This window comes from Chitinophaga horti, from assembly GCF_022867795.2.
GTDB lineage: Bacteria > Bacteroidota > Bacteroidia > Chitinophagales > Chitinophagaceae > Chitinophaga > Chitinophaga horti.
The window spans coordinates 497035-521634 of the sequence record NZ_CP107006.1 but is presented as its reverse complement, the minus strand read 5'-3'; the positions used below and the strand labels follow the sequence as shown (position 1 = coordinate 521634).

Below are 24600 nucleotides of genomic sequence, written 5' to 3'. Positions count from 1 at the left end.
TTCAAGATAGGATTTAATTTTAAAGGTATAATATACCCTTATTGTTTTTTTCTCCCGGAAGATAAAAAAAAGGACGTTACCCTTTAGTACCGTCCTTTTTTGTTAATGTAAGCCGCTTATTTGGCGGAAGTGATCTTAAATGTGTAAGCGTAATCGCCCGGTAGCTCCTTTGCGGTCATCCTGGGTACGTCCAGCTCAATGCCGTCCTTCACCTTCTTCCAGCCGATTTTTTTATCGGAACCGAGCAAGGTTACGGTGGTGTTGGCAGCAGGCATCACATCCCGCAGTAACCATTTGCCTTCGGGCATTTCGGGGGCGATGGCGTACAGCGTGGTGCCTTTCGTAGTGAAAAACGCCTGTTTCACCGCAAATCCCGGATCGGGATCGATGGTTTGTTTGATGATGTACTCGCCGCTCGCCATATGACCACCTTTCTGTTTGTAGGTGCGGTCGCCGGAAGTCCACTGGGCAGCCTGTTTCCATTTGCGCGTGTCGTAAATGGCTTCTCCGTTTACAGACAGCCATTTGCCAATCTGCAACAGGCGCTCCTGCATGATAGGAGGAATTTTACCATGCGCATCCGGACCAATATCCAGCAGCAGGTTGCCGCCACTGCTTACTACATCTACCAATAGTAATACCAGGGCCTGGGCGGAGTTGTAATCTTCTATGTCTTCATTACGGTTATACCCAAACGAAAAACCCATTCCCCGGCACTCTTCCCACGGACGGTTAAAGCTGGCACCTGCCTCGTATTCGGTGGTATAAAAGCCGCCGTGCTTCTGACGGATGCCTTTGCCCCAGCGGTCGTTGATGACGATGCTGTCTTTTACCGGGCTTTCATTATACATCCAGGCAATGATATCGCGGGCCTTCCAGGTGGTGTCGGTTTGTTCCCACTCGCCATCAGTCCAGATCATATCGGGTTTGTAGTTGTTCACCAGTTCTTTTATTTGCGGGAACATGTGTTCATCTACATACTTATTATAGTCTTTCGCTTTATACACAGGGTTGTACCACTCGTACAATGAATAATAGTAACCCATCTTCACGCCGGTCTTTTTCACGGCAGTGGTCAGATCGCCAAGCAAGTCGCGTTTGGCGGCAGCATCCACAGCGTTCCAGGGGCGGCCGAAAGCTTTACTGGCCTCTTTACTGGGCCAAAGGGCGAAGCCGTCGTGGTGTTTGGAGGTGAGCACCACGTATTTTGCGCCAGACTTTTGCAGCACATTTGCCCAGGCGGCCGGGTCGTAATCTTCTGCTTTAAACTGGTCGGCGAAATTGTAGTACGAATAGTTATCGCCAAAACGGTTTTTATGGTAGTTGTATACCATATCCTTTTGCGGGTTGTTGTTCCCTGATACCTGGCGGTTCTGCAACCAGTACTGGTACCATTCCGAGTAAACGCCTTTGGGCGCCCAGGCAGGCACGGAGTATACACCCCAGTGGATGAAGATGCCGAATTTGGCATTCTCGAACCAGGCCGGTACGGGTCTGCTGTCGATAGACGCCCAGGTGGGCTGGTACTTTTGCTGTGCGTTGGCGGTGGCGGGTAACAGGGCCAGGCCAAGCAGGAGATTCCTGATAGTTGTATTCATGCGTGGATTTTTATTTCAATTGATCGCCCAGTTCCATCACCTGGCCTTTTGCCAGCGACACCGGGAAAAGTCTGTCTTTATATTTGATAATCGCGGTATTGCCTGTCAGCGCTTTGATCTTCGCCAGCTGCAACTCCCCTTCTTTCCATTCCATTTCCACTTCGAAGCCCCCGCGGGCACGCAGCCCACTCACCTTACCTTCTTTCCAGGTGGGCGGCAGTGCGGGCAGCAGCTCCAGGAAGTTGGTATGACTTTGCAGCAAAGCTTCCGTAATACCGGCTGTACTGCCAAAGTTACCATCGATCTGGAAGGGCGGATGATTATCGAAAAGGTTGGTGAGGGTTGATTTCGTGAACAGCAATTGCAGGTGTTCGCTCACTTTCGCGCCGTCTTTCAACCGGGCGTAAAAGTTAATGATCCACGCGCGGCTCCAGCCAGTATGGCCGCCACCGCTGCTTAAACGGGCAGCAAGTGTGCGTCGGGCGCCTTCGAACAAGGAAGGCGTTTGCTCCGAGATTTGTGTACCTGGGTGCAGTCCGAACAGGTGTGAAATGTGCCGGTGACCGGGATCTACGTCTGTATAATCTTTTATCCACTCCATGATGCGGCCATCAACGGTCAGCTTCGTGGGCGGTAATTGTGCAATGATATTTTTCCAGGCAGATACGGCGGCCGAGTCGGTACGCAGGATAGTCGCTGCCTCGATGCATTTTGTCAGGAACTCGCGCACGATCTGGTTATCCATCGTAGGGCCATAAGAAATGCCGGTCGGCTCGCCGGTTACCGGGTGTTTATATTTATTCTCCGGGGAAGAGCCAGGTGCGGTGACCAGGTAGCCTTCCGGACTTTTTACGAGGTAATCTTCAATGAACAACGCATGCTCCTTCATAATAGGATATGCCTGCTGCTTCAGGAACATGTAATCCTGTGTGAACGCGAAGTGGTCGTAAAAATGGAGGCACATCCAGGCGGTAGCCAAAGGAAAAGTTCCGAAGGATGCGTTAGCCTGCACGCCGGTTTTGCCGAAAGCATCGGTGCAATGGTGTACCAGCCAGCCACGGGCGTTGTACATCTTTTTAGCGGTGATGCGACCTTGTTCGCGCAGGTTATTCAGGAAAGCAAACAGTGGAGCGGTGGTTTCCGTAAGGTTACACATCTCCGCCGGCCAGTAATTCATTTGCAGGTTGATGTTCGTATGGAAGTCCGCATTCCAGGGTGCATCGATATGATGGTTCCAGATGCCTTGCAGGTTAGCCGGCAGCAAACCCGGGCGGCGGGAGCTACCGAGCAGCAGGTAACGGCCATATTGATAATAGAGGGTGATGAGTTCCAGGTCTTCCGCACCGTTTTTTACATTCGCCAGGCGCTCGTCGGTGGGAGTTTCGGTGGCGGTGGTGGTGAGTGTAAGCTGTACGCGCTGCATGTAGCCTGCATGATCGGCCACATGTTTTGCTTTTAGCGCAGCATAAGGTTTTAAGCGGGATGCGTTCACCAGTTGTTGCACCTTAGCGACCGGATCGACTGCGCGATTCATATCAAGGCGGGCGAAGTCGTAGTTGGTTGCACCTTGTATATACAGTACCACCGCTTCCGCGTGTTCAACTTTGATCGCATCCTTCGTGCGTACCAGTTTACCACCGGTGTTAACGGCATACACCGCACCGGCAAACTTCATATGTAAGCCTTCGGGGCCGCGTTTGGTCGTGGTATTTTTATCGTTGATCTGCCCGGAAAGCAGCAGCAGGTTAGGACTGAGTGTGCGGGTGGTACAGTCAACGTAGTGGCGGGAAGTATCTTTTGTATCCGGGCGATCGAGTGTTAATATAAGATTTAACGCGCCAGGCTTACCGGCGGCGAGGCGAACGGCAATCACATTGTCAGGGGCAGATGCGATCACCTCCTGCGTGTATTGTACCCCGTTATATTTAAAGCTGGAAGTGGCTATACCATTAATAATATCCAGTTCACGGCGATAATCAGTGTAATCGGTAAAGCCATAATCGATATTCAGATTCATGAGCGTTTGCATAGACCTGAAGTTGCGGGCCACCTCGCTCCCATTTTCGCTGGTCACGGCTACGAAGTTCGCCTGGGCGAGGTCTTGTGCCTCCTTGTTCTTTTCTGCAAACAGTAACTGGCGGAGGGAGTCGAGTACTTTGTAAGCGTTGGGATTGGCATCGTTGAACTTCAGGCCGCCCCATACACTTTCCTCGTTTAGCTGGATCATCTCTTTATCTGGCCGCCCGTACACCATCGCCCCCATACGACCATTACCCACGGGCAACGCCTGTAACCAGTCAGCCGCCGGTTGTTTGTACCACAATTTGTTCGTTTGCGCTCCTGCAGGCATCACTCCTGCGATCATCAAGAGAAAAGCATAGATCTGTTTCATATGGGTAGGAGTTGTATAAATTTAATCTATCCCTTCCATGCTTACAAGCTGTGGTTAATAACCCATCAGTTTTTGCGAATTTAATCCATCAGTGCTGCCAGCTGCTTTGCCACCGCTGTGCCTATCGCTACGCCCATGCCACCCATACGGGCCGCTACGAAAAGCTGAGGCGAAAGCTGTTTAACGATCGGCCGCTTGCTGGCGCCGAAGGCCATAATGCCCGACCAGCGCATATCTACGGTAAAGGGAATATCAGGGATAATGATCGTGCGCAACTTTTCCTCCAGCTGCCGTTGTATCTGCTCACTCAGTTCAAAATCAGTTGTCGTCTCTCCTTCAAAATCGAAGTTACGGCCGCCACCAAAAAGAATGCGGCCTTCCAGTTCACGAAAATAATAATATCCTTCATCAAAATGGTATACGCCCTTAAAAGGTAGCGTGGGTATAGGATGTGTGACCAATACTTGTCCGCGGCCGGGCGTAATATCCTCGCCGGGCAGTAGTTGTTTGGCAAATGCATTTGTACAGATGGCGAGTCGTTGGGCCTGAAATCTTACGCTTTCGTTCATCCATTGGCGTTGCACCGTTATGGTAATGCCACCCGCATTTTCGTCGTACGCCAACACTTCACAGCCTGTTTTGATCTCTATGCCCTTTTCAATGGCCAGGTCGATAAGGGCGCGCATCATTTTGCCGCTATGCAGTTCGCCTTCGCAGTTATTTTCAATTAAAGCGGTGGTATTGAACCCGAAATCGCGGATCTTATGATCGGCCCGCAGGTAGGCAGGCATGCCCAGCACCGGCCACAACAGTTCATTTACTTCATCGATATGTTCCAGGGCGGAAACTTCTTTGGCGGAGAGCAGCTCGTAACTGCCATTTTCCCGGTAACCGATGCGCTCGTCGCCCAGCCGCTCCCGCAACTGGCACAGCCCGTCTTTGCGCAACGCTACAAGGTCGACGATATCTGCGGCCGGCATGGTTTTAAGATCGGCCAATATCTCTGTAAGACTACCGATACAAGCGAAACCGGCATTGCGCGTACTGGCGCCGGTAGGCAAAATGCCCCGTTCAAACACAGCAATACGCCTGCCGGGATGACGCTCCTTCAGCGAGATGGCCGTAGAAAGCCCGGTAATACCACCACCAAGGATGATGTCGTTGTATTGCAGCAAACTTTGCCGTTCCCAGTAGCTTATCATGTGTGAGAAAGATAGGAAAGTTTTGTGAAAGGCATCCTAATTTTACAGCGATCCGTACCCAACCTATGGAGAGATTGCTTATCTTGTGAAGAATCCCGGAAGTTGCGCTTCGGGACGACCTACAGAGACACTGATTACACACAATTAAAAGAAGCCCGACAGGAAGCTATAGGCTTACCCGTAGAACCAACAACTGTCATTACTGAATGAAAACCTTATTAAATGCTTGAGCAATTGTCAGCTTCCGTTGGCCTGTGCACCTATAACGCAAAACGCCACTTAACAAAACAGCTCGACAGCATCCTGCAACAAACCCTTCCGGTAACCGAAATCGTGGTCATAGACGACGTTTCTACCGATGGTACCCAGGAAATACTGTCAGCCTACAATGAACGTTACCCGGGCATCTTCCGGCTTATTTTCAATAAGGAAAACAAGGGTGCGAAGAAGAACTTCGAACAGCTGTTGCAGCTATGCGGCGGCGAGGTTATATTTTTTAGCGACCATGATGATATATGGATGCCGCATAAGGTAGCGGCTACATTGGCGCATTTTGAAGCGAATCCGGCAGACCAGGCGGTATTTTCCAACGGGGTGCTGATCGATGATAATGACCAACGCATTCCAGGCTGCCTGTGGTCCGTGAACCGCTTTACGGAAGAATCGCGCCGCACGGCCGGCACACAGTTCGACCTGCTGCGTTACCTCTTACGCCACGAGCGTATGGTCACCGGCGCCACGCTGGCCGTGCGCAAAAACTTTGTGCCTAAACTACTGCCTTTCAAAATGATGAAACGCATGTGGCATGATGCCTGGATTGCCTTTGCTGCCGCGAGCCACGGCGCACTCAATTACATCGAAGATGAACTTATCTCCTACCGCATCCACGCCTCCCAACAGGTAGGCTGCGGCACCAAACTGAAACGGCTGCACGCCGGTGAAGACATGGTCACACCGACGATGCGGCGCGAACTACATCGTGCTTCCACCACGCAGGACCTGGTGAATTTGGTGCACGCACGCCGCAAACGGGTCGTCTTATGCCGCCGCCTCAGCAGGCACCTGCCTATTCCCCGGCATATTGCGCAGGAGCTGCGCGACGAACGCCGGCAGGCAGAACAGGCGTTTACTGAGCAAAGGTCGTTCGTCAACCGCTGGAAGGAAACGCTGGCCATCCGGATGTTCAACCGCTGGCCGGAGACGGCGAAAATGTAACTTGACATCTTCATCTGAAAGAAATCCCGGCGCCACATCCATCCGGATGTTCAACCGCTGGCCGGAGACGGCGAAAATGTAAAACGTATCTACATAAAAAAAGCACTGGCCTCCCGACCAGTGCTTTTATATTTTACAGGCAACCCGTTACACCAGATACCCAAACAGCTTATCATCCTTCTTCAACTCGGTATAATCAATGTTATACTTATTGAGGTTGGCGATCAGCTTGTCGTAATCTTCTTTATTCCGCAACTCCACGCCAATCAGCGCCGGACCGGTTTCTTTGTTATGTTTCTGAATGTATTCGAAGCGGGTAATATCATCGTCCGGGCTCAGCACATGGTTCACGAACTCCTTCAATGCACCGGGGCGCTGCGCGAAACGGATGAGGAAGTAATGTTTGAGGCCTTCATACAACAAAGAGCGCTCTTTTATTTCCTGCATACGATCGATGTCGTTGTTGCTGCCGCTCACCACACACACCACTTTCCTGCCTTTGATCTCCGCGGCGAAGTCGTCGAGCGCCGCGATGGACAAGGCGCCTGCAGGTTCTACAACAATCGCATCTTCATTATATAAACGCAGGATGGTGCTGCAGATGCGGCCTTCCGGCACGAGCTGCATTTGATCCAGCACTTCTTTACAAATTTCATAAGTGATCTGACCTACGCGTTTTACCGCGGCGCCATCCACAAAACGTTCGATCTGCGGGAGCGTAACGGGGCCTCCGTTTTCCAGCGCTTTCAGCATGCTGGGGGCGCCTTCCGGCTCTACACCGATGATCTTTGTTTGCGGGCTGTAAGTCTTGAAATAAGCACCTACGCCGGAAGCTAAACCGCCGCCGCCTACAGGCACAAAGATATAGTCGATGCCCTGCTGGTCTTCGAGGATCTCTACTGCCACAGTTCCCTGCCCTTCAATGATCTTCAGGTTATCGAACGGGGGAATAAATGTCATATCATGTTCCTGCGTATAGGCCTGGGCCTCTGCTGCACAGTCATCGAACGTATCGCCAATGAGGCGTATTTCGATAAACTCGCCGCCGAACATGCGGGTTTGATTTACTTTTTGTTTTGGTGTAATAATGGGCATGAACACAACGCCACGAATGCCAAGCTGTTTGCAGCTGTAAGCAAATCCCTGGGCGTGGTTGCCTGCACTCGCGCAGGTTACGCCTTTACGCAGCTGCTCCATGGGCAGGCTGCTAATCAGATGGTAAGCGCCGCGCAGTTTATAAGAACGTACGATCTGCATATCTTCTCTTTTGAGATACACATCGCATTGATATTTTCTCGAAAGGCTGGCGCTATAAGTAAGCTCCGTGCGACGGACTACCGGCTTCAGCGACCTCGCTGCTTCCAGTATATTTCGTGCATCTACAAGGGTCAATAGTCCGGGCATTATTTTAGTGGTTGGCTTTAAAAAATCAACCGGCCGCAAAAGCAGCCGGTTGACACAAATTTATGGTTTATTTACCAGGCCTCAGTTTTCTTACTGCGGCGCCGGCTTGCCACATTTCGCTTTCGCGCAGTTCTTTCAGTTCTGCGTCCAGTTTCTCGCGGTAGTCAGCAGTGCTGTTGGAGGCGATAGAACGGGCAGCTTCTTTACCTGCGGCAACGCTTGCATACAGCTCGTCAAATACAGGCTGGGTAGCTTCTTTAAACTTCTTCCACCAGTCGAGCGCACCACGCTGAGCGGTAGTAGAACAGTTAGCATACATCCAGTCCATACCGTTTTCTGCAACCAGTGGCATGAGTGACTGTGTCAGCTCTTCAACCGTTTCGTTGAAAGCTTCGGAAGGTGAGTGACCATTGCTGCGCAGTGTCTGGTACTGAGCCGCGAAGATGCCCTGGATAGCACCCATCAGGGAGCCACGCTCGCCGGTGAGGTCAGAGAATACTTCTTTCTTGAAATCTGTTTCGAACAGGTAGCCGGAACCTACGCCGATACCCAGTGCGATAGCGCGCTGGCGGGCTTTGCCGGTTGCATCCTGGAAGATAGCGAAGCTGGAGTTCAGACCCTGACCAGCCAGGAACAGGCGGCGCAGTGATGTACCGGAGCCTTTAGGCGCAACCAGGATCACATCAATATCAGCAGCAGGAATAATACCAGTCTGCTCTTTATAAGTAATACCGAAACCATGGGAGAAGTACAGTGCCTTACCAGGTGTGAGGTATTGTTTCAGTGTAGGCCACAGTGTGATCTGGCCGGCATCAGACAGCAGGAACTGGATGATGGTGCCTTTCTGCGCTGCTTCTTCGATCTCGAACAGTGTTTGACCTGGAACCCAACCGTCTGCAACGGCTTTATCCCATGTTTTGGAATTTTTCCTTTGGCCAACGATTACGTTAAAACCATTGTCTTTCAGGTTGAGCGCCTGTCCAGGACCCTGAACGCCGTAACCGATAACTGCAATTACTTCGTCTTTCAGGACTTCTCTAGCTTTTTCCATTGGGAATTCTTCCCTGGTTACCACTTCTTCCTGTACACCGCCAAAATTGATAGTTGCCATGTGTTTTGTTTGTTTACCCGCCGCCTCCAACGTGTGAGAAGGCAGTGGCTGTTTGAAAATTTACTTGTGAATGAATGTAGTGTTATAAAGATATACCTGAGCGGTTAGCTTCCGGGTGTGTAACGCCGGGAGGCAAATTGTCCATTTGTTTCTCCCCCAGGTTTTTCAGGTGTTCATGGAACCTGCGGCTCCATTTCACGATGGCTACACGGCCACTTTTAGTATACTCGATCAGCCCATATGGCTCCAGCTTTTTCAGCATATCGAGCAGTTCCTGCTGATGCCCTGTTTTCTCGATCACGAAATAATCTTCCGCAATGGTGAGAATACGTGCATGGTTATCACGAATCAGCCGTTCGATGTTGCCGTTTGACAATGCCTTAGTAGACACCTTGTACAACGCCAGTTCCTGGTACACCACCTCGTCTTCCTCATGCACAAAGGCACGGTGAATTTCGATGAGGCGTTCGATCTGCAGCACTACTTTATCCAGCAGTTCGCGGGTAGCCAGTACGGTAATGACGAATTTGTATACGCCCGGAATTTCTGTTTCAGAGGTGGTGAGGCTGGTGATGTTGATTCGTCTCCTGGTAAAGATAATGGTGATACGGTTGGTAATACCTATGCGGTCTTCCGTATACACCGTTATTGTATATTCCTTTTGCATTTTGTGTTCTGTTAAGTGGTTTAGGTGGATGGTACTAGTCGAGCCTGATTGATGCAATAGGCGCGCCCGCAGGCACCATCGGGAATACGTTGTCCTCCTTTTCCACCACTACTTCCAGCAGATAAGCGCCGGGCGTGTTCAGCATTTCGTCAATCGCATCGCTGATCTCGGAGCGGTCAGTTACTTTTTTACCGGGGATGAAAAATCCTTTCGCGATCTGCACAAAATCAGGATTGGTCATTTCGGTAGAAGAATAACGACGGTCGAAGAACAGTTGCTGCCACTGGCGCACCATGCCCAGGAAGTTGTTGTTCAGGATCACGATCTTAACACCGATCTTGGATTGATAAATCGTACCCAACTCCTGCAACGTCATCTGGAAACAGCCGTCGCCGATAATGGCCACTACTTCCCTTTCTTCCTTCCCAACTTTAGCTCCCATGGCTGCAGGCAATGCAAAGCCCATGGTACCCATCCCGCCGGAAGTAATATTTGTATTAGGTGATTTAAAACCGTAGTAACGGGAAGCAATCATCTGGTGCTGACCCACGTCTGTAACCAGGATGGCCTCGCCGCCTGTCTTCTCAGAAATCAACCGGATCACTTCCGCCATTTTCAGTTCACCTTCGGTAGGATACAACTCTTTGTGGCGTACTTTCTCATCTTCCTGCTTGTCCAGTTCTTTGAAAGACTGGATCCAGGCTTTCGTGTCCTTGGCATCGATTTTACCGGTCAGCGCCTGTAATGCTTCTTTTGCATCGGCATGTACGGGTGCATCGGCTTTAATGATCTTGTGGATTTCCGCTTCGTCGATCTCGATGTGTACTACTTTAGCCTGGCGGGCGTAAGTGTTTACATCACCGGTGATGCGGTCGTCGAAACGCATACCTACTGCAATCAGCACATCACATTCGTTGGTATTGATGTTAGGACTGTAATTACCGTGCATGCCTACATAGCCAACGTACAGCGGGTGATCAACTGAAACAGCGCTCAAACCGAGTAAGGTAGAGGCGATGGGAATGCCTGCCTTTTCTGCAAAGGCAATCAGTTCCTTTTGTGCGTCTGCAATCAAAACACCATGACCACACAGGATGTAAGGTCGTTTAGATGCATTGATCAGTGCAGCAGCAGCTTCTACCTGTTCCATGTTCAGCACAGGTTTCGGGCGATAACTGCGGATGTATTCGCAGGCTTCGTATTGGAAGTCGAGCTTGCCGAACTGGGCGTTCTTGGTAATGTCTACCAGCACCGGGCCCGGGCGGCCGCTCTTCGCGATATAAAATGCTTTGGCAATCGCACCCGGAATATCTTCGGGGCGTGTTACCTGGATGTTCCATTTGGTGATGGGCATGGTAATACCTATCACATCCGTTTCCTGGAATGCATCGGTGCCGAGCAATGCCGCTGCCACCTGTCCGGTAATCGCTACCATGGGGGTCGAGTCCATGTAAGCATCTGCCAAACCTGTTACCAGGTTGGTAGCACCGGGGCCTGAGGTGGCGAACACCACACCCGTTTTGCCTGAGCTGCGTGCATAACCTTGAGCGGCATGCGTAGCCCCCTGTTCGTGACGGACCAAAATATGATTGACCTGGCCAGAGACCTGGAAGTCGTATAAAGCGTCATAAATAGGCATGATGGCTCCTCCGGGATAACCAAAAATGGTTTCCACGCCTTCTGCGATCAGGGAACGGATCACCGCTTCTGCGCCGGTAATCGGTTCTGATACCGGGGCTGGTGCGGGCCGCTTGTCAGACTTCTCAGTCTTCATCGGTAACACATCCTTCTGTTGCATCTTTAACATGTTTTGCGTACTTAAATAATATCCCCTTCGTTACCTTCAGGGCTGGTTTTACCCATTTCGATTTACGGGCCGCCAGCTCTTCGGGCGTCAACTGCACATTAATCGTATTCTTTACTGCGTCTATTTCAATAATGTCGTCGTCCTGCACCAGGCCAATCGCGCCACCTTCTACTGCTTCCGGTACGATGTGGCCTACTACGAAACCGTGGGTACCACCAGAGAAGCGGCCATCGGTGATGAGCGCTACGCTTTTACCCAAACCAGCACCAATGATGGCGGAAGTAGGTTTCAGCATTTCGGGCATACCCGGTGCACCTTTCGGACCTACGTTACGGATCACCACTACGTCTCCTTTCTTCACTTTACCGGAGGATATGCCTGCGATGAGTTCAAACTCACCGTCGAACACACGTGCCGGGCCGGTAAAGCGTTCACCTTCTTTACCGGTGATTTTCGCCACGGAACCTTTTTCGGCGATGTTGCCGTACAGCATCTGGATGTGACCATTTGCTTTCAGCGGTGTTTCGAGCGGATAAATAATATCCTGTTTTTCGAAGTCGATGTCCGGGATGGACTCCAGGTTTTCTGCGATGGTTTTGCCGGTTACAGTCAGGCAGTCGCCATGCAGGTGGCCTTTCTGTAACAGGTATTTCATCACCATCGGTACACCGCCTACATTGTGCAGGTCTTCCATCATGTATTTACCGGAAGGTTTCAGGTCGGCAATCAGTGGTGTTTTGTCGCTGATGCGCTGGAAATCTTCGAGGGTAAACTTCACGTTCACCGCTTTGGCGATGGCCAGGAAGTGTAGTACCGCGTTGGTGCTGCCTCCGAGTGCGATCACTACCGTGATGGCGTTTTCAAACGCTTTGAACGTCATGATGTCGGAGGGCTTAATATCTTTTTCGAGCAGGATGCGGATGTATTTACCCGCCTCCAGGCACTCGTCTTTTTTCTGCTGGCTTAATGCCGGGTTAGATGAACTGTAAGGTAAGCTCATTCCCAGCGCTTCAATCGCAGAACTCATGGTGTTAGCCGTATACATACCGCCACAGGCGCCTGCACCGGGACAAGAGTTCATCACGATACCTTTAAAATCACCTTCATCCAGCTGGCCTGCGATGCGTTGACCGAGGGCTTCGAAAGAAGAGATGATGTTGAGGTCCTGGCCTTTCCATTTACCTGGGGCGATGGAACCGCCGTACACCATGATGGACGGACGATCCAGGCGGCCCATAGCGATGAGGGAGCCAGGCATATTTTTATCACAACCCGGTACGGTAATGAGCGCATCATAATATTGCGCGCCGCACACGGTTTCAATAGAGTCTGCAATAAGGTCGCGGCTAACGAGGGAATAACGCATGCCCTCGGTACCGTTGCTCATACCATCACTTACGCCGATGGTATGAAAAGTAAGGCCTACGAGATCGTTGGCCCACACACCCTTTTTTACGATCTGTGCCAGGTCGTTGAGGTGCATGTTACAGGTGTTTCCGTCGTAACCCATGCTGGCGATGCCTACCTGGGCTTTTGCGAGGTCTTCTTCGGTAAGACCAATACCGTACAACATCGCTTGCGCAGCGGGCTGCGTAGGATCTTGTGTGAGTGTTTTGCTGTATTTATTTAATTCCATCTTAAAATCTTGATTCGTTTCCTTATTGACCTAATCTAAATAATGACTACAAGTTAGCCGCTGAAGCGACCAAATTCCAAAACTGTAATTTCCCCTGCCCCGGTCGTCAAATGGTCGGTTTTCGGCTGAAACCCTTTACTGTAAAAGAAATGATGATTTCGATTTTACACCATTCAAGGGCCGGGTGGGCTATTTTCTCCCGTGGATTTATTCAAAAAGTACCGGTCCGACAGGGAAAATAGTATCCAATACCGCTTCCCGTAGTGGGAAGCGGTCTGGTAACTATTATCGTGGAAAACCCAATTAGCTTAATAAATTAAGCTACCTGTGCTTCTTCTCTTTTAAATGCTTTTTCGATGACTTTCGCCTTGTAAGCCTGTTGAATGACTCTGCAGAGTGAATCGGCGAATGGTTTGGAGAGTTTGTGACCATCGATGGATTCCCATCCGATGATTTCGGCAGCTGTACCGCAATAGAAGGCAGCTTCAGCAGTTTTCAGTTCGTCTACGGTAAACAGTTTCTCTTCCAGCGGAATACCCAGTTCTGCGCAGATCTCGATTACGGTAGCGCGGGTAATGCCTGGCAGGATAGCACCTGGGGGCGGGGTGTAGATCTTACCTTCTTTTTCGAAGAATACGTTGGCGCTGGAGCCCTCCGCTACATAACCGGCAGCGTCGAGCAGCAGTGCTTCGTCGAAACCTTTTGCACGGGCTTCTTCAGAAGAAAGAATGGAGTTGATGTACAAACCGGCAGACTTAGACTCGATCTTGAACGCTTTCGGGTTCGGGCGCTGGTAAGAAGAAGTCATTACACGGATCAGTTTGTCTCCGAGGTAAGCGGGCCATTCCCATGCACAGATCATTACATAAGCTTCCTGGGCAGCCTTCAATGTCATGTTCGGCGGGCAAAATACCAGCGGACGAACATAAGCTTCCTGCAGGCCGTTCAGCTCCAGCACCTTGTAACAGGCATCGATCAGCTCCTGGTTGGTCCACTTGTAAGGGATGTGGATCAGCTCACAGCTGCGGCGGAAACGGTCGAAGTGCTCTTCGCCCTTAAAGATCTTCACTTCTCCACTGGCCGTCTTGTACGCACGGATGCCTTCAAACACCGCGTAACCATAGTGGAGAGACTGACCGTACAGGTCCATTTTTGCTTCCGACGCCTTTACATACTCGCCGTTGAAGTACAGAATCGTGTTCTCGTTGTAATAGCTATACATAGAAATTGGAATTTGTAAAAAAAACGCCTTCCTCTTGGTGGAGGAAGGCGTTTGATATCTTAGGTCATTATATACGCGCTGTTATCCTCCAATTTGCTGGTGGCTAATAATGACAACGACGATCACGACCAATGTGATAGCCCAGTTGAGCTTTGGTACGATGTGATTCATCTTGTTATTGTCTTTGTTTAACCACATGGGAGGTTGAAAGTTCTTTTTTTGCGAACACTACAAATGTATTAGCCTTGATCAGAAAAAACAATACAGGGGCAAATATTTTGAAATCCGCTAACCAGAATAACGTTTTTTGACAAAAACGAAATAAAACCAACATTCTTTGTCTTTTTTTAAAGAAGTATGGGAATCCGATAGGGAATATTCAATCGTAGAAGCCCAGTTCGGCCATAAAAAACCGGCCCCGTTGGTACGAGGCCGGTTTACTTATTTAAGACAAGCATCTATAATCTGCTGCAATTCCTCTTCCTTGGCCACCAGCGCCTGTAAAAGCGTAAGCTGGTTTTTGGCGCGGTTGAAGTTATGCTCCGGGTACTTGATCGGGTAGTACACATCGCCATTGAGGTAATCGGTTAAAAACCGGATGCCCTGCATGTAAATCATGAACTTACCTGCATAAAAAAGGTGTTCCTTTTCTGTTTGGGTAAGCGTGCCGCCTACTTCGGACAGGTAACCTTTCATGAGTGCTTCGTAATACTCGCTCCGTACCTCAATGCGGCTGTAGTCCTGCTCCTCTTCGGATACGGGACATACATAAGTACGCACCATATCGCCCAGGTCGGAGATGATCTTGCCGGGCATCAGCGTATCCAGGTCGCACACACAAAGGCCTTCGAAAGTGCCTTTGCGTAACAATACGTTGTTGATCTTCGTATCGTGGTGCATCACGCGGTCGCCGAAATCGGTGCTGGTCTTTAGCTTTTCGAAGGTCACTGCGATGTCGGAATAACCGAGGAAGGCTTCCGTCAGTTCTTCCGCAAAACGTTTCCTTTCGTCAGATGCCGTACGTGTCGCGTCCTGGAAGGCACTGTAACGAAGCGTCAGGTTGTGAAAGTTAGGGATAGTGGCTTTAAAACCACTCATATCGATGCCGTCGAGTAAACGCGCCATCTTCCCAAACTCTTTTGCCGCTTCGTAAGCCTGCTTCGGATTGTCGGCCTGGTCCACACTCATAGATCCATCTATGAACGGGATCAGTCGCCAGTATTCTTTATTGAACACGAACAGCTCGTCACCCTGCACCGTTTTAATTGGCGTGATAAACAGGTAGTCCGGCGCCTTTTGTGCCAGGTAGTCCGCCGCCAGTCGCTGGTTACGGGCTATTACCCAGGGTTCTTGGAACACATTCGTGTTGATCTTCTGCAGAACATATTTATCGCCGTTTTTGCAACTTAACAGGAAGGTGTTGTTAATATGGCCCGATCCGAACCGTTGTATGTCCAAATCGGCGGCGTCAAGCCCAAAGGCTTGTAAGATCACAATATTCACCATGTTGATTTAACTTCTTACTTCCAGAGATTGTTGGGGTATTCGCCCGCTTCCACCAAAGCATTCAGGGAAGCCTGCACACCCGGCGCATCTTCTTTGTAAGTAACGCCAAACCACTGTGCAGTAGTAGGAATCACGTTTACAACACCGCCACCGTCGCCGATGAACTGGTCTACCACCAATGGAATAAAGAACTCAGACTTCGCTTCGCTGCGGTGTTTCTCCAAAAAGTTCTGGAACAGGCGCTCGCTCAGGGAAAATACCGAAGGATGGAACGCAAAAAAGTTCATCGATACGCTGGTAGCAGGCGACAGCTCCTCTTTAGTACCGTCAGCATGCTCAAACTGTATCTTACCATCTTCCAAAGCGATTTTAGTGCGCTCGGTGATAGAAGCCAGGTTGCTGTTCTCATCTACTTCACAAACACCACGTGATACTGAACCGTGCTCACTCACTGTTTTGCCCAGCTCGTAGCCGATGAGGGCATATGTAGAGGCATTTACATCATTTTTCAGGAAAGCAGCTGCTTTCTCGAAAGCGTCGCGACCATAGAAGTCGTCGGCGTTGATAACCGCAAAAGGCTCATTGATCGCATCTTTTGCACACAGTACGGCGTGAGCGGTACCCCATGGCTTGGTCCTGTCGGCAGGCAGCTCGAAGCCCTGCATGTAGGCGCCCATTTCCTGGAATACGTAATCTGTAGCCACTTTACCTTTCAGTTTAGGCTCGAAGATCTCTTTAAACTCGGTTGCAAACTCCTTACGTATTATGAATACGATTTTACCGAAACCCGCGCGGATAGCGTCGTAGATAGAATAATCCACAATGGTTTCTCCACTGGGGCCAAATTTCTGGATTTGCTTCAAACTGCCATAACGGCTTGCCATACCGGCAGCAAGGATTAATAACGTAGGTTGCATTTGTTGATATTAGTTTATAATTTTCACGCTTAACTTTGAATATCGGGGGCTAAATTTAATCATTAATACCTTTTTTGATCTATTTCTTTTTCCAGGACGACATTATTTAAATAACCATAACATAGCCGATGAAACGATTAATTGTGGCGGGAGCCATGCTCCTGCAGCTGGTGAAGCCTGTGTGTGCACAACAAAAAACGGACCCTGAATCCATCCAACAAAAAATGCAGTGGTTTGCAGATGCTAAACTGGGCATCTTTATCCATTGGGGTATTTACGCAGTGAACGGGATCGACGAATCATGGTCGTTCCACAACCGGAAGATCAGTCACCCGGATTACATGAAACAGCTGAAAGGCTTTACAGCAAAGAACTACGACCCTCAGGCATGGGCCGATCTCGTGAAGGAATCGGGTGCCCGTTACGCAGTGATCACGACCAAACACCACGATGGCGTAGCCCTTTGGGAAACGAAGTTTGGTAAACTCGACGTGGTTAAGCAAACGCCCGCCAAACGCGACTTGCTCACGCCGTTTTATGCAGCCATCCGTAAGCACGGCATCAAGGCAGGGGCTTATTATTCGCTACTCGACTGGACAAACAATGACTACCCCGGCTTTTTGAAAGATAGCAGCCGTTATGATATTAAGAAAGAACCGCAGCGCTGGCAAAAGTTCATGGCCTTTAATAACGGGCAGATGAATGAGATCGCGACGAAATTTAACCCCGACTTGTGGTGGTTCGACGGCGATTGGGAACATAGTGCCGATGAATGGAATGCACCTGCGATCCGCAGCATGTTGTTAAAACACAATCCCAACACGATCATTAACGGCCGCCTCACAGGTTATGGCGATTACGATACGCCGGAGCAAAACTTCCCGGTGGTGCGCCCCCAATTTCACTGGTGGGAATTATGCATGACGATCAATAACAACTGGGGTTATCAGCCACAGGACACGAATTGGAAAACACCTTACGAAGTGATTACCATTTTTGCAGATGCGATCAGCAATGGCGGTAATATGCTGCTGGATATTGGTCCTAAAGAAGATGGGACGATACCACCGCAACAGGTGAGTGTGCTGAAAGAACTGGGTGCCTGGAACAAGAAGCACGACAGCGCTATCTTCGGCACTATTGGCGGTTTACCGCAAGGCCACTTCTACGGACCTACTACCCTTTCCAAGGACTCTACCACACTATATTTATTCGTAGCCGGCAATACTACCGGCCCGATCATGATCAAAGGATTGGACAACAAGATCCAAAGTGTGAAAGTGGTAGGTAACGGTACGGCGCTTACGCCTAAGATCGTTGGTAAAATTTCCTGGAGCCCCGTGCCCGGACTCGTATACATTTCCGTACCGGCGAATGTGCAGGATAAGTATATGACGGTACTGGAATTGAAGCTGGATAAGGCCGTGAAGCTTTATCGCGGCAAAGGAGGACTGAATTAGTTAGTTTTATATCCACTCATGCTCATTTTAAATTTACATTGTCATCTATGAAGAAGTTCCTCGCGTCGCTGATGACGCTATGCACAGGCCTTACAGCCTATGCCCAAACGCAGCAGGTAGCATTGATACCGCAACCGCAATCTGTCGTAATGCAGACCGGTAGTTTTACCCTTGCTGAAAATTTTATTACGAAGAAGGCGATTGCCTCCTCCCCTGCCAGCGCGAAATATGCCGATATGTTCAACAGCTTTATCGCTGCGAACTATGCCTTTAAGCAGGTAGCCGGCAAAGGTGCTGCCGCTGTAGTTTTCCAGGAAGACAACAGCATGCCGGCAGAAGCCTATGAGCTGCGCGTTACCAATAATGGCATTACGGTGAAAGGTAATGGCGCCGGACTGTTTTATGGTTTGCAGACGTTGCAGCAACTGCTGCCGGCTGCAAAATCTTCGATGAAGATTCCCGCGCTCACCATTAAAGACGCGCCCCGTTTTTCTCACCGTGGGCTGATGCTGGACGTAGGCCGCCATTTCTTCCCCGTATCGTACATCAAACAATACATCGATGTAATGGCACAGTACAAGTTTAACCGCTTTCACTGGCACCTCACCGAAGACCAGGGCTGGCGCATCGAAATAAAAAAATACCCGCGCCTGCAGTCTGTCGCTTCCGTTCGCAAACAAACGGTGGTAGGCCACGCCGGCCGAAGTAAAGAATATGACGGCAAACCACATGGTGGTTATTATACGCAGGAAGAAGTGAAAGACATCGTGCAATATGCCGCCGATCGTTTCATCACCGTCATCCCCGAAATTGAGATGCCCGGTCACGCTACAGCAGCCCTGGCCGCCTATCCGCACCTGGGTTGCACCGGCGGCCCGTACGAAGTAGGTACCACCTTCGGTGTAATGAAAGAAGTATACTGCGCCGGTAATGACAGCGTATATGCGTTCCTGGAAGATGTGCTGGACGAAGTGCTGCCACTGTTCCCCAGCAAATACATCCACATCGGCGGCGACGAATGTCCGAAAGACCGCTGGAAACAATGTCCTAAATGTCAATCCCGCATTAAAGCGCTGGGATTGAAAGATGAACACGAACTGCAAAGCTATTTCGTCAGCCGCATGGAGAAATACCTGAACAGCAAAGGCCGTAACATTATTGGCTGGGACGAGATACTGGAAGGCGGCCTGGCACCGAATGCCACCGTGATGAGCTGGAGAGGTGAAGCCGGTGGTATTGAGGCCGCCAAACAAAGGCATGATGTGATCATGACGCCCAATACTTACCTGTATCTCGACTACTACCAGGGTAACCCGGCTAACGAGCCGCTGAACATAGGTGGTTACCTGCCGCTCAAAACCGTATATAGCTACGAACCACTGCCAGCGGCACTTACCGCCGAAGAGCAGAAACACATCATCGGTATACAGGGCAACATCTGGACGGAGTACATTAACGAAGGTAAAAAGGCAGACTATATGACCTATCCCCGTGCCCTGGCCGTATCGGAAATAGCCTGGTCGCCGGCGGACAAGAAGAATTACGACGCCTTCCTGAAAGTGCTGCCAGCCCACCTGGCGCGCCTCGATAAACAAAAGGTGAACTTCCGTATACCCGAACCGGCAGGGCTGGAAGACGGTGTAACCAGCAGCGAAAGCGCCACGGTAACGCTTACGCCAATGGTAGCAGGTGCCAACCTGTACTACACACTGGATGGCAGCGAGCCAACTACCGCTTCCACGCTTTACACCAAAGCCATCACCATTCCGCTGGCAGAAAAGGAAAGCAAAACACTGAAAGTGATCACCGTTACCGACACCGGCAGAACCAGCGCCGCTTACACGGCCACCTACCTGCGCAGGAGCTACAACGCCGCGCAGAACGTGCAACCCGGTAACAAAGGCGTTACGTTCGAACTGTTCAACACCCGCGTGCGCCAGGCAGCGAGGCTTACGGGCAAAACGGCCGACTCAACAGGCAATACCGCCACCTTCGACATTCGCCCGTTTTCGGGTAAAGACGTGTATGGCGTTACCTATTCAGGCCTGTTTAACGCGGAAAGCGATGCCCTGTACGAGTTCAAAACCACCAGCGATGACGGCTCTATCCTGTTCATCGACGATGAACTGATCGTCAACAATGACGGCGAGCATGGGTCGATCGAAAAAACAGGACTGATCCCGCTGAAGAAAGGTTACCACAAAATACGCGTACAGTTTTTTAATGCCGGCGGCGCGCAACAACTCATCGTGCAGGCGGGCATTAAAGGCAAACAAAGTATTAACTTGCGCAATGTGCTGTTTACAGCGCAGTAGCAAGATGAACGAGCTTTTACAAACATTTATAACAACATGGCTGCCGCACAATGTGCAGGCAGCCATGTTGCGTTTAGACCGTTTACATCCTGAAATACAGGGCAACAAATGGTTTAAGCTTAAATACAACCTGGAGGCCGCGCAGCAGGCGGGTAAACGGGCGATACTCACCTTCGGCGGCGCTTATTCCAATCACATTGCAGCGACCGCGGCGGCCTGCCGTATGGCCCACTGGCCCTGCCTGGCCGTGATCCGCGGCGAGCGGCCGCCTGTTCTCAGTCACACGCTCGCGAAAGCGGAAGCTGATGGCATGGAGTTGCTTTTCATCAGCCGCGAGGCTTACCGCGACAAGCAACAAACGGATTGGGCCGCACTGTTCCCCGATCATTACATCGTACCGGAAGGTGGGCACAACGACCTGGGCGCAAGGGGTTGCGAGGACATACTCGATCTCGCCCACACCACCTACACCCATCTCTTTTGCGCCGTCGGCACCGGCACTACGCTGGCCGGCCTCGTTAACGCCGGCCGTGGTGAAATCATCGGCATTAGTGCGCTGAAAGGTGCGCTGTCACTGCAACACGATGTACAAGCCCTGCTGAAACCCGGGCATGCTGCGAATTGGCGCATCCTGCATGATTATCATGAAGGTGGTTATGGTAAGATCAATGCGAACGTGATCGGCTTTATGAACGATTTTTTCCGGCAAACCGGCATTCCGCTGGATGGTGTATATACCGGTAAAATGATGCTCGCGGTAAAAAAACTGGCTGAAACGGGGTATTTTCCGGCAGGGTCGCAGTTGCTGTGTATACATACTGGTGGCCTGCAGGGCAATCTTTCCCTGGCGCCCGGCGTTCTATGCTTTTAGCGGTCCGTTCATTATATTTGAACAACTGTATGTATTTTTGCCAACTTATAAGATTGAATGGTTTTAATTGTATGAAGCAGATTGTCAGATTACTATTCGCTGCGGGAATCCTAATTTTGATGAACACAACGGTGAAAGCCCAGGTAGCTAACCCGCCTGTATTGCCTAACTTCCAGGCGCTTATCAAGACCGGCAAAATCCAGCTGGACTTCATTTCGGGTTTCCGGGGTGTATCCACCATCGGTGTACAGCGCTCGCTGGATAGTGTACTGAACTTCAACACCATCGGCTACATTGCAGACCCTAACGGCTTTCGCGGCAGTTACGTCGACAACAAGCCCCTGCCCGGTAAAAATTACTACCGCATGCTGATCACCTTCTCCAATGGCCGTTTCATGTACACCAAAACTATGCTGGCCGTGGAAGACAGCACCATTAATGCCGGTGCGAAACTGTCGGCCACCGACATACAGGCGATGACCAACAAAACAGGCAAACCGGCAGAAAAAGAAGCCGTTATTCCCTGGAAGCCCTCTAACTATATATACACCACTGCCGACGGCAATATCAACATCAAATTGCCTGAAGCACCCAAAAAGAAATACGTAGTGAAGTTCTACGAGGCCACCGGCGCCCCCCTCTTCGAGATCGAGCAGGTGGCAGAACCGTTCCTGATTATCGAAAAAGCCATCTTCCTGCATGCCGGCTGGTTCAACTTCGAAATATTCGAAGAAGGCAAGCTGCTCGAAAAGTGGAACTTCTACATCCCACTCAATTACCGATCTTAAATACGGCAGAGCCGGGGTGTTGGCCCCGGCTTTTTCTTTGCCATTCGGCCCCCGTTGCGACGCTCCGTTCAGCGGCGACATCGCTATTGCCCTATGGTAATATCCTACCAGGATCCTCTCTGGATCCTCCCTGCATCCTTGCTACTCCCTAGGTTCAACCTACGTTCAACCTACGTTCAACCTTCGTTCAACCTAGGCTCACGAACGAAGGTTGAACGTAGGATGAACGAAGTATAAGCCTGGGATGAACCTAGGCAACAGCAAGGATATAGCAAGGATGCAGCAGGGACGTGGCTTCCAGGCCGCGGGGATAGCTTAAAGACGCGGCTTTCCGTGGGCGGAGATGCCTGGATGGAGGGCAAAAGCTGTTGGTAACGGTAATAGTATTTTACCGAAATTCAATTTGGAAAAATAGCGTGACTGCCGTTGAACGGAGCGTCGCAACGGGGGAAGAAAAGAGAAGAGAAAGATGACTGCAAAAGATTTTTACGCTTCCCACTGCATATCGGCGCCGAAGATTTCGCCGAAGTGTTTGGTGATCAGTTGCTTCACCTCCGTTTCATCGACCGGGCGGCCGAGTTCGCGGTCGAGGGAGGCTACCTGTTTGTCTGCAATGCCGCAGGCGACGATGTTGCTAAAATACCCAAGGTCGGTGTTGACGTTCAGCGCAAAACCGTGCATCGTTACCCAGCGGCTGCAGCGGATGCCCATCGCGCAGATCTTGCGGGCGCGGCCAGGCATGTCGGGGTCGAGCCATACGCCGGTTTCGCCGGGAGAACGACCTGCGGTTACGCCATAGTGGGCCAGGGTGCGGATAATCACTTCCTCCAGGTTACGGAGGTACTTGCCGATGTCGGTGAAAAAGTATTCGAGGTCGATGACGGGGTAGCCTACGATCTGGCCGGGGCCGTGAAAAGTAATATCGCCCCCCCGGTTCGTATTCACGAACTGGATACCTTTTTCCATCAGCTGATCGTCGGAGATGAGCAGGTTTTCGAGGTGGCCGCTTTTGCCCAGGGTGTACACGGGCAGGTGTTCGCAGAACAGGAGGTGGTTGGTGGTAGGCTCGTGGCCCTCGTCGGGGTGCGTGCGGCGGGCGGCTTTGATGCCCACATTGTGCTGAAGCAGCGATTCCTGGTACTGCCAGGCTGTGTCGTAAGCTATTTTCCCGAGGTCCTTTACCCTGATCTGCGTCATAAACCGTGCTGGATTTGAGGCGTCAAAATTAACTAATAATCCGCAAACACAGCCCGGGCCACTACAATTACGTACCTTTGCAAAAATTTTGATACATGACCGACGAAATGCTGGAGCTGGAAGACGAACTGGACAACGGGGAAGGCAGCGAGGAAATTTATGAGCGCATCAATATGGTGGTGGACAAGGGCCAGGAACCATTGCGCATCGACAAGTTCCTGCTGACCCGCATCCAAAACGCGACCCGCAACAAAATTCAGCAGGCCATTGAAGATGGGATGGTAACGGTGAACGAAAAGCCGATCAAGTCCAACTACAAGATCCGTCCACTCGACAAAATCATCGTACTCTCCAACAAAAACCCGGAGCATACGGAGATTTTACCCGAGAACATGCCCCTTAGCATTACCTATGAGGATGAGGACATTATGATCATCAACAAGCCGCCGGGCCTGGTGGTACACCCGGGTTGCGGTAACTATACCGGCACCCTGGTAAACGGCCTGGCTTACTACCTGAACGAAGATAAAACCCAGCCCATCCCGGATATTCCGCGGTTTGGACTGGTACACCGTATCGATAAAAACACCAGTGGCCTGCTCGCTATTGCCAAAACCGACAAGGCGATGAACGACCTGGCCAAGCAGTTTGCCGCGCATACCGTACAACGCCGCTATATGGCGCTTGTCTGGGGCAATTTCGAGGAAGACGAAGGCACCATCGTTGCCCACGTAGGCAGGCACCAGCGCTTCCGGAAAATTATGACCGCTTATCCCGATGGCGAGTATGGTAAAGAAGCCATTACGCACTACAAGGTGCTGGAACGCTTCAACTATGTAACCCTGGTGGAATGTCGCCTGGAAACAGGCCGTACGCACCAGATCAGGGTGCACATGCAGCATATCGGCCACTCGTTGTTCAACGACGATACGTATGGGGGCGACCGCATTGTGAAAGGCACTGTGTTTACGAAGTACAAACAGTTCGTGGACAACTGCTTTGAGGTAATGCCGAGACATGCGCTGCACGCCCGTACCCTTGGCTTTATTCATCCGCGCACGCGTAAAGAAGTGCACTTTGAAAGTCCCGTGCCGGACGACTTTACCGCCGTACTTGAAAAATGGCGCAGGTATTCGAACAACCGTCCCTGATAATACTTATCCCCGCAAGACTTTGCGGGGATAAATCTTTCCCTGTAACTGTACACTATTTACTGAAGAACGCCGTTTAATAGCGGGTTTACCCCAAGCATAACAACCGTATCGATCAATTATTTTATAGAAAACATTCTA

18 protein-coding genes are annotated in these 24600 nt (G+C 50.7%); 6 read left to right on the top strand and 12 right to left on the bottom strand.

All coding sequences use genetic code 11. From position 1 onward, the window contains the following. Positions 1–116: 116 nt before the first annotated feature. From MKQ68_RS02335 to MKQ68_RS02325, 3 genes are all read right to left on the bottom strand, one after another. Entirely contained in the window at positions 117–1598 is a 1482-nt protein-coding gene (locus tag MKQ68_RS02335) for an alpha-L-fucosidase (protein WP_264281912.1), read from the bottom strand. A gap of 10 nt (positions 1599–1608) precedes the next feature. Continuing rightward, a complete protein-coding gene (locus MKQ68_RS02330) occupies positions 1609–3990 on the bottom strand; it encodes a glycoside hydrolase family 95 protein (RefSeq protein ID WP_264281911.1) in 2382 nt (793 codons plus the stop codon). Between the two features lie 80 nt (positions 3991–4070). Beyond that, complete coding sequence (locus MKQ68_RS02325) at positions 4071–5192, bottom strand: NAD(P)/FAD-dependent oxidoreductase (protein ID WP_244836976.1); 1122 nt, start codon at positions 5190–5192, stop codon at positions 4071–4073. Between the two features lie 222 nt (positions 5193–5414). Here MKQ68_RS02325 and MKQ68_RS02320 point away from each other — a divergent pair, with 222 nt between their 5' ends. After that, positions 5415–6407 carry a glycosyltransferase gene (locus tag MKQ68_RS02320; RefSeq protein WP_264281910.1) on the top strand — a complete coding sequence of 331 codons (993 nt, stop codon included), beginning with the start codon at positions 5415–5417 and terminating at the stop codon, positions 6405–6407. Positions 6408–6554: 147 nt separating this feature from the next. On the opposite strand, the gene ilvA is transcribed toward MKQ68_RS02320, so the two are convergent. The 8 genes from ilvA to MKQ68_RS02280 form a co-directional block, all read right to left on the bottom strand. Then, a complete protein-coding gene (gene ilvA / locus MKQ68_RS02315; protein WP_264281909.1) occupies positions 6555–7811 on the bottom strand; it encodes a threonine ammonia-lyase IlvA in 1257 nt (418 codons plus the stop codon). A 67-nt stretch (positions 7812–7878) separates the two neighbouring features. After that, positions 7879–8922: a ketol-acid reductoisomerase gene (gene ilvC / locus MKQ68_RS02310; protein ID WP_264281908.1), complete on the bottom strand. Its 1044-nt coding sequence runs from the start codon at positions 8920–8922 to the stop codon at positions 7879–7881. A gap of 82 nt (positions 8923–9004) precedes the next feature. Continuing rightward, the gene (gene ilvN, locus MKQ68_RS02305; protein ID WP_264281907.1) at positions 9005–9589 is read right to left on the bottom strand and encodes an acetolactate synthase small subunit; all 585 of its coding nucleotides are present in this window, start codon (positions 9587–9589) and stop codon (positions 9005–9007) included. Between the two features lie 34 nt (positions 9590–9623). After that, positions 9624–11387 (bottom strand): biosynthetic-type acetolactate synthase large subunit, encoded by a 1764-nt coding sequence (gene ilvB / locus MKQ68_RS02300; RefSeq protein WP_349773804.1) that lies wholly within the window; start codon positions 11385–11387, stop codon positions 9624–9626. Then, a complete protein-coding gene (ilvD, locus tag MKQ68_RS02295; RefSeq protein WP_264281906.1) occupies positions 11353–13032 on the bottom strand; it encodes a dihydroxy-acid dehydratase in 1680 nt (559 codons plus the stop codon). The genes ilvB and ilvD overlap by 35 nt, the downstream gene beginning before the upstream one ends. A 316-nt stretch (positions 13033–13348) precedes the next feature. Then, positions 13349–14254, bottom strand: coding sequence for a branched-chain amino acid transaminase (locus tag MKQ68_RS02290; RefSeq protein ID WP_264281905.1), 906 nt, complete (start codon positions 14252–14254; stop codon positions 13349–13351). A 441-nt stretch (positions 14255–14695) separates the two neighbouring features. Continuing rightward, positions 14696–15760: a phosphotransferase enzyme family protein gene (locus MKQ68_RS02285; RefSeq protein ID WP_264281904.1), complete on the bottom strand. Its 1065-nt coding sequence runs from the start codon at positions 15758–15760 to the stop codon at positions 14696–14698. A gap of 14 nt (positions 15761–15774) precedes the next feature. Then, on the bottom strand, positions 15775–16677 hold the full coding sequence (locus tag MKQ68_RS02280; protein ID WP_264281903.1) for a sugar phosphate nucleotidyltransferase: 903 nt from the start codon (positions 16675–16677) through the stop codon (positions 15775–15777). Positions 16678–16805: 128 nt separating this feature from the next. Here MKQ68_RS02280 and MKQ68_RS02275 point away from each other — a divergent pair, with 128 nt between their 5' ends. From MKQ68_RS02275 to MKQ68_RS02260, 4 genes are all read left to right on the top strand, one after another. Then, positions 16806–18137 (top strand): alpha-L-fucosidase, encoded by a 1332-nt coding sequence (locus MKQ68_RS02275; protein ID WP_264281902.1) that lies wholly within the window; start codon positions 16806–16808, stop codon positions 18135–18137. Positions 18138–18184: 47 nt separating this feature from the next. Then, positions 18185–20452 carry a family 20 glycosylhydrolase gene (locus tag MKQ68_RS02270; RefSeq protein ID WP_264281901.1) on the top strand — a complete coding sequence of 756 codons (2268 nt, stop codon included), beginning with the start codon at positions 18185–18187 and terminating at the stop codon, positions 20450–20452. 4 nt (positions 20453–20456) lie between these two features. Beyond that, positions 20457–21323: a 1-aminocyclopropane-1-carboxylate deaminase/D-cysteine desulfhydrase gene (locus MKQ68_RS02265; RefSeq protein ID WP_264281900.1), complete on the top strand. Its 867-nt coding sequence runs from the start codon at positions 20457–20459 to the stop codon at positions 21321–21323. Positions 21324–21442: 119 nt separating this feature from the next. Continuing rightward, the gene (locus tag MKQ68_RS02260; RefSeq protein ID WP_264281899.1) at positions 21443–22111 is read left to right on the top strand and encodes a hypothetical protein; all 669 of its coding nucleotides are present in this window, start codon (positions 21443–21445) and stop codon (positions 22109–22111) included. A gap of 486 nt (positions 22112–22597) precedes the next feature. On the opposite strand, the gene lipB is transcribed toward MKQ68_RS02260, so the two are convergent. Then, a complete protein-coding gene (gene lipB, locus MKQ68_RS02255; protein ID WP_264281898.1) occupies positions 22598–23308 on the bottom strand; it encodes a lipoyl(octanoyl) transferase LipB in 711 nt (236 codons plus the stop codon). Between the two features lie 95 nt (positions 23309–23403). Between lipB and MKQ68_RS02250 the strand changes: the two genes are divergently transcribed. Further along, positions 23404–24459, top strand: coding sequence for an RluA family pseudouridine synthase (locus MKQ68_RS02250; RefSeq protein WP_264281897.1), 1056 nt, complete (start codon positions 23404–23406; stop codon positions 24457–24459). Positions 24460–24600: the final 141 nt, after the last annotated feature.

What these genes read in the sequence shown, in the direction of transcription:
- MKQ68_RS02335 (WP_264281912.1), bottom strand. Translation starts at nt 1,598, where the DNA reads ATGAATACAACTATCAGGAATCTCCTGCTTGGCCTGGCCCTGTTACCC.
- MKQ68_RS02330 (WP_264281911.1), bottom strand. Translation starts at nt 3,990, where the DNA reads ATGAAACAGATCTATGCTTTTCTCTTGATGATCGCAGGAGTGATGCCT.
- MKQ68_RS02325 (WP_244836976.1), bottom strand. Translation starts at nt 5,192, where the DNA reads ATGATAAGCTACTGGGAACGGCAAAGTTTGCTGCAATACAACGACATC.
- MKQ68_RS02320 (WP_264281910.1), top strand. Translation starts at nt 5,415, where the DNA reads ATGCTTGAGCAATTGTCAGCTTCCGTTGGCCTGTGCACCTATAACGCA.
- ilvA (WP_264281909.1), bottom strand. Translation starts at nt 7,811, where the DNA reads ATGCCCGGACTATTGACCCTTGTAGATGCACGAAATATACTGGAAGCA.
- ilvC (WP_264281908.1), bottom strand. Translation starts at nt 8,922, where the DNA reads ATGGCAACTATCAATTTTGGCGGTGTACAGGAAGAAGTGGTAACCAGG.
- ilvN (WP_264281907.1), bottom strand. Translation starts at nt 9,589, where the DNA reads ATGCAAAAGGAATATACAATAACGGTGTATACGGAAGACCGCATAGGT.
- ilvB (WP_349773804.1), bottom strand. Translation starts at nt 11,387, where the DNA reads ATGCAACAGAAGGATGTGTTACCGATGAAGACTGAGAAGTCTGACAAG.
- ilvD (WP_264281906.1), bottom strand. Translation starts at nt 13,032, where the DNA reads ATGGAATTAAATAAATACAGCAAAACACTCACACAAGATCCTACGCAG.
- MKQ68_RS02290 (WP_264281905.1), bottom strand. Translation starts at nt 14,254, where the DNA reads ATGTATAGCTATTACAACGAGAACACGATTCTGTACTTCAACGGCGAG.
- MKQ68_RS02285 (WP_264281904.1), bottom strand. Translation starts at nt 15,760, where the DNA reads ATGGTGAATATTGTGATCTTACAAGCCTTTGGGCTTGACGCCGCCGAT.
- MKQ68_RS02280 (WP_264281903.1), bottom strand. Translation starts at nt 16,677, where the DNA reads ATGCAACCTACGTTATTAATCCTTGCTGCCGGTATGGCAAGCCGTTAT.
- MKQ68_RS02275 (WP_264281902.1), top strand. Translation starts at nt 16,806, where the DNA reads ATGAAACGATTAATTGTGGCGGGAGCCATGCTCCTGCAGCTGGTGAAG.
- MKQ68_RS02270 (WP_264281901.1), top strand. Translation starts at nt 18,185, where the DNA reads ATGAAGAAGTTCCTCGCGTCGCTGATGACGCTATGCACAGGCCTTACA.
- MKQ68_RS02265 (WP_264281900.1), top strand. Translation starts at nt 20,457, where the DNA reads ATGAACGAGCTTTTACAAACATTTATAACAACATGGCTGCCGCACAAT.
- MKQ68_RS02260 (WP_264281899.1), top strand. Translation starts at nt 21,443, where the DNA reads ATGAACACAACGGTGAAAGCCCAGGTAGCTAACCCGCCTGTATTGCCT.
- lipB (WP_264281898.1), bottom strand. Translation starts at nt 23,308, where the DNA reads ATGACGCAGATCAGGGTAAAGGACCTCGGGAAAATAGCTTACGACACA.
- MKQ68_RS02250 (WP_264281897.1), top strand. Translation starts at nt 23,404, where the DNA reads ATGACCGACGAAATGCTGGAGCTGGAAGACGAACTGGACAACGGGGAA.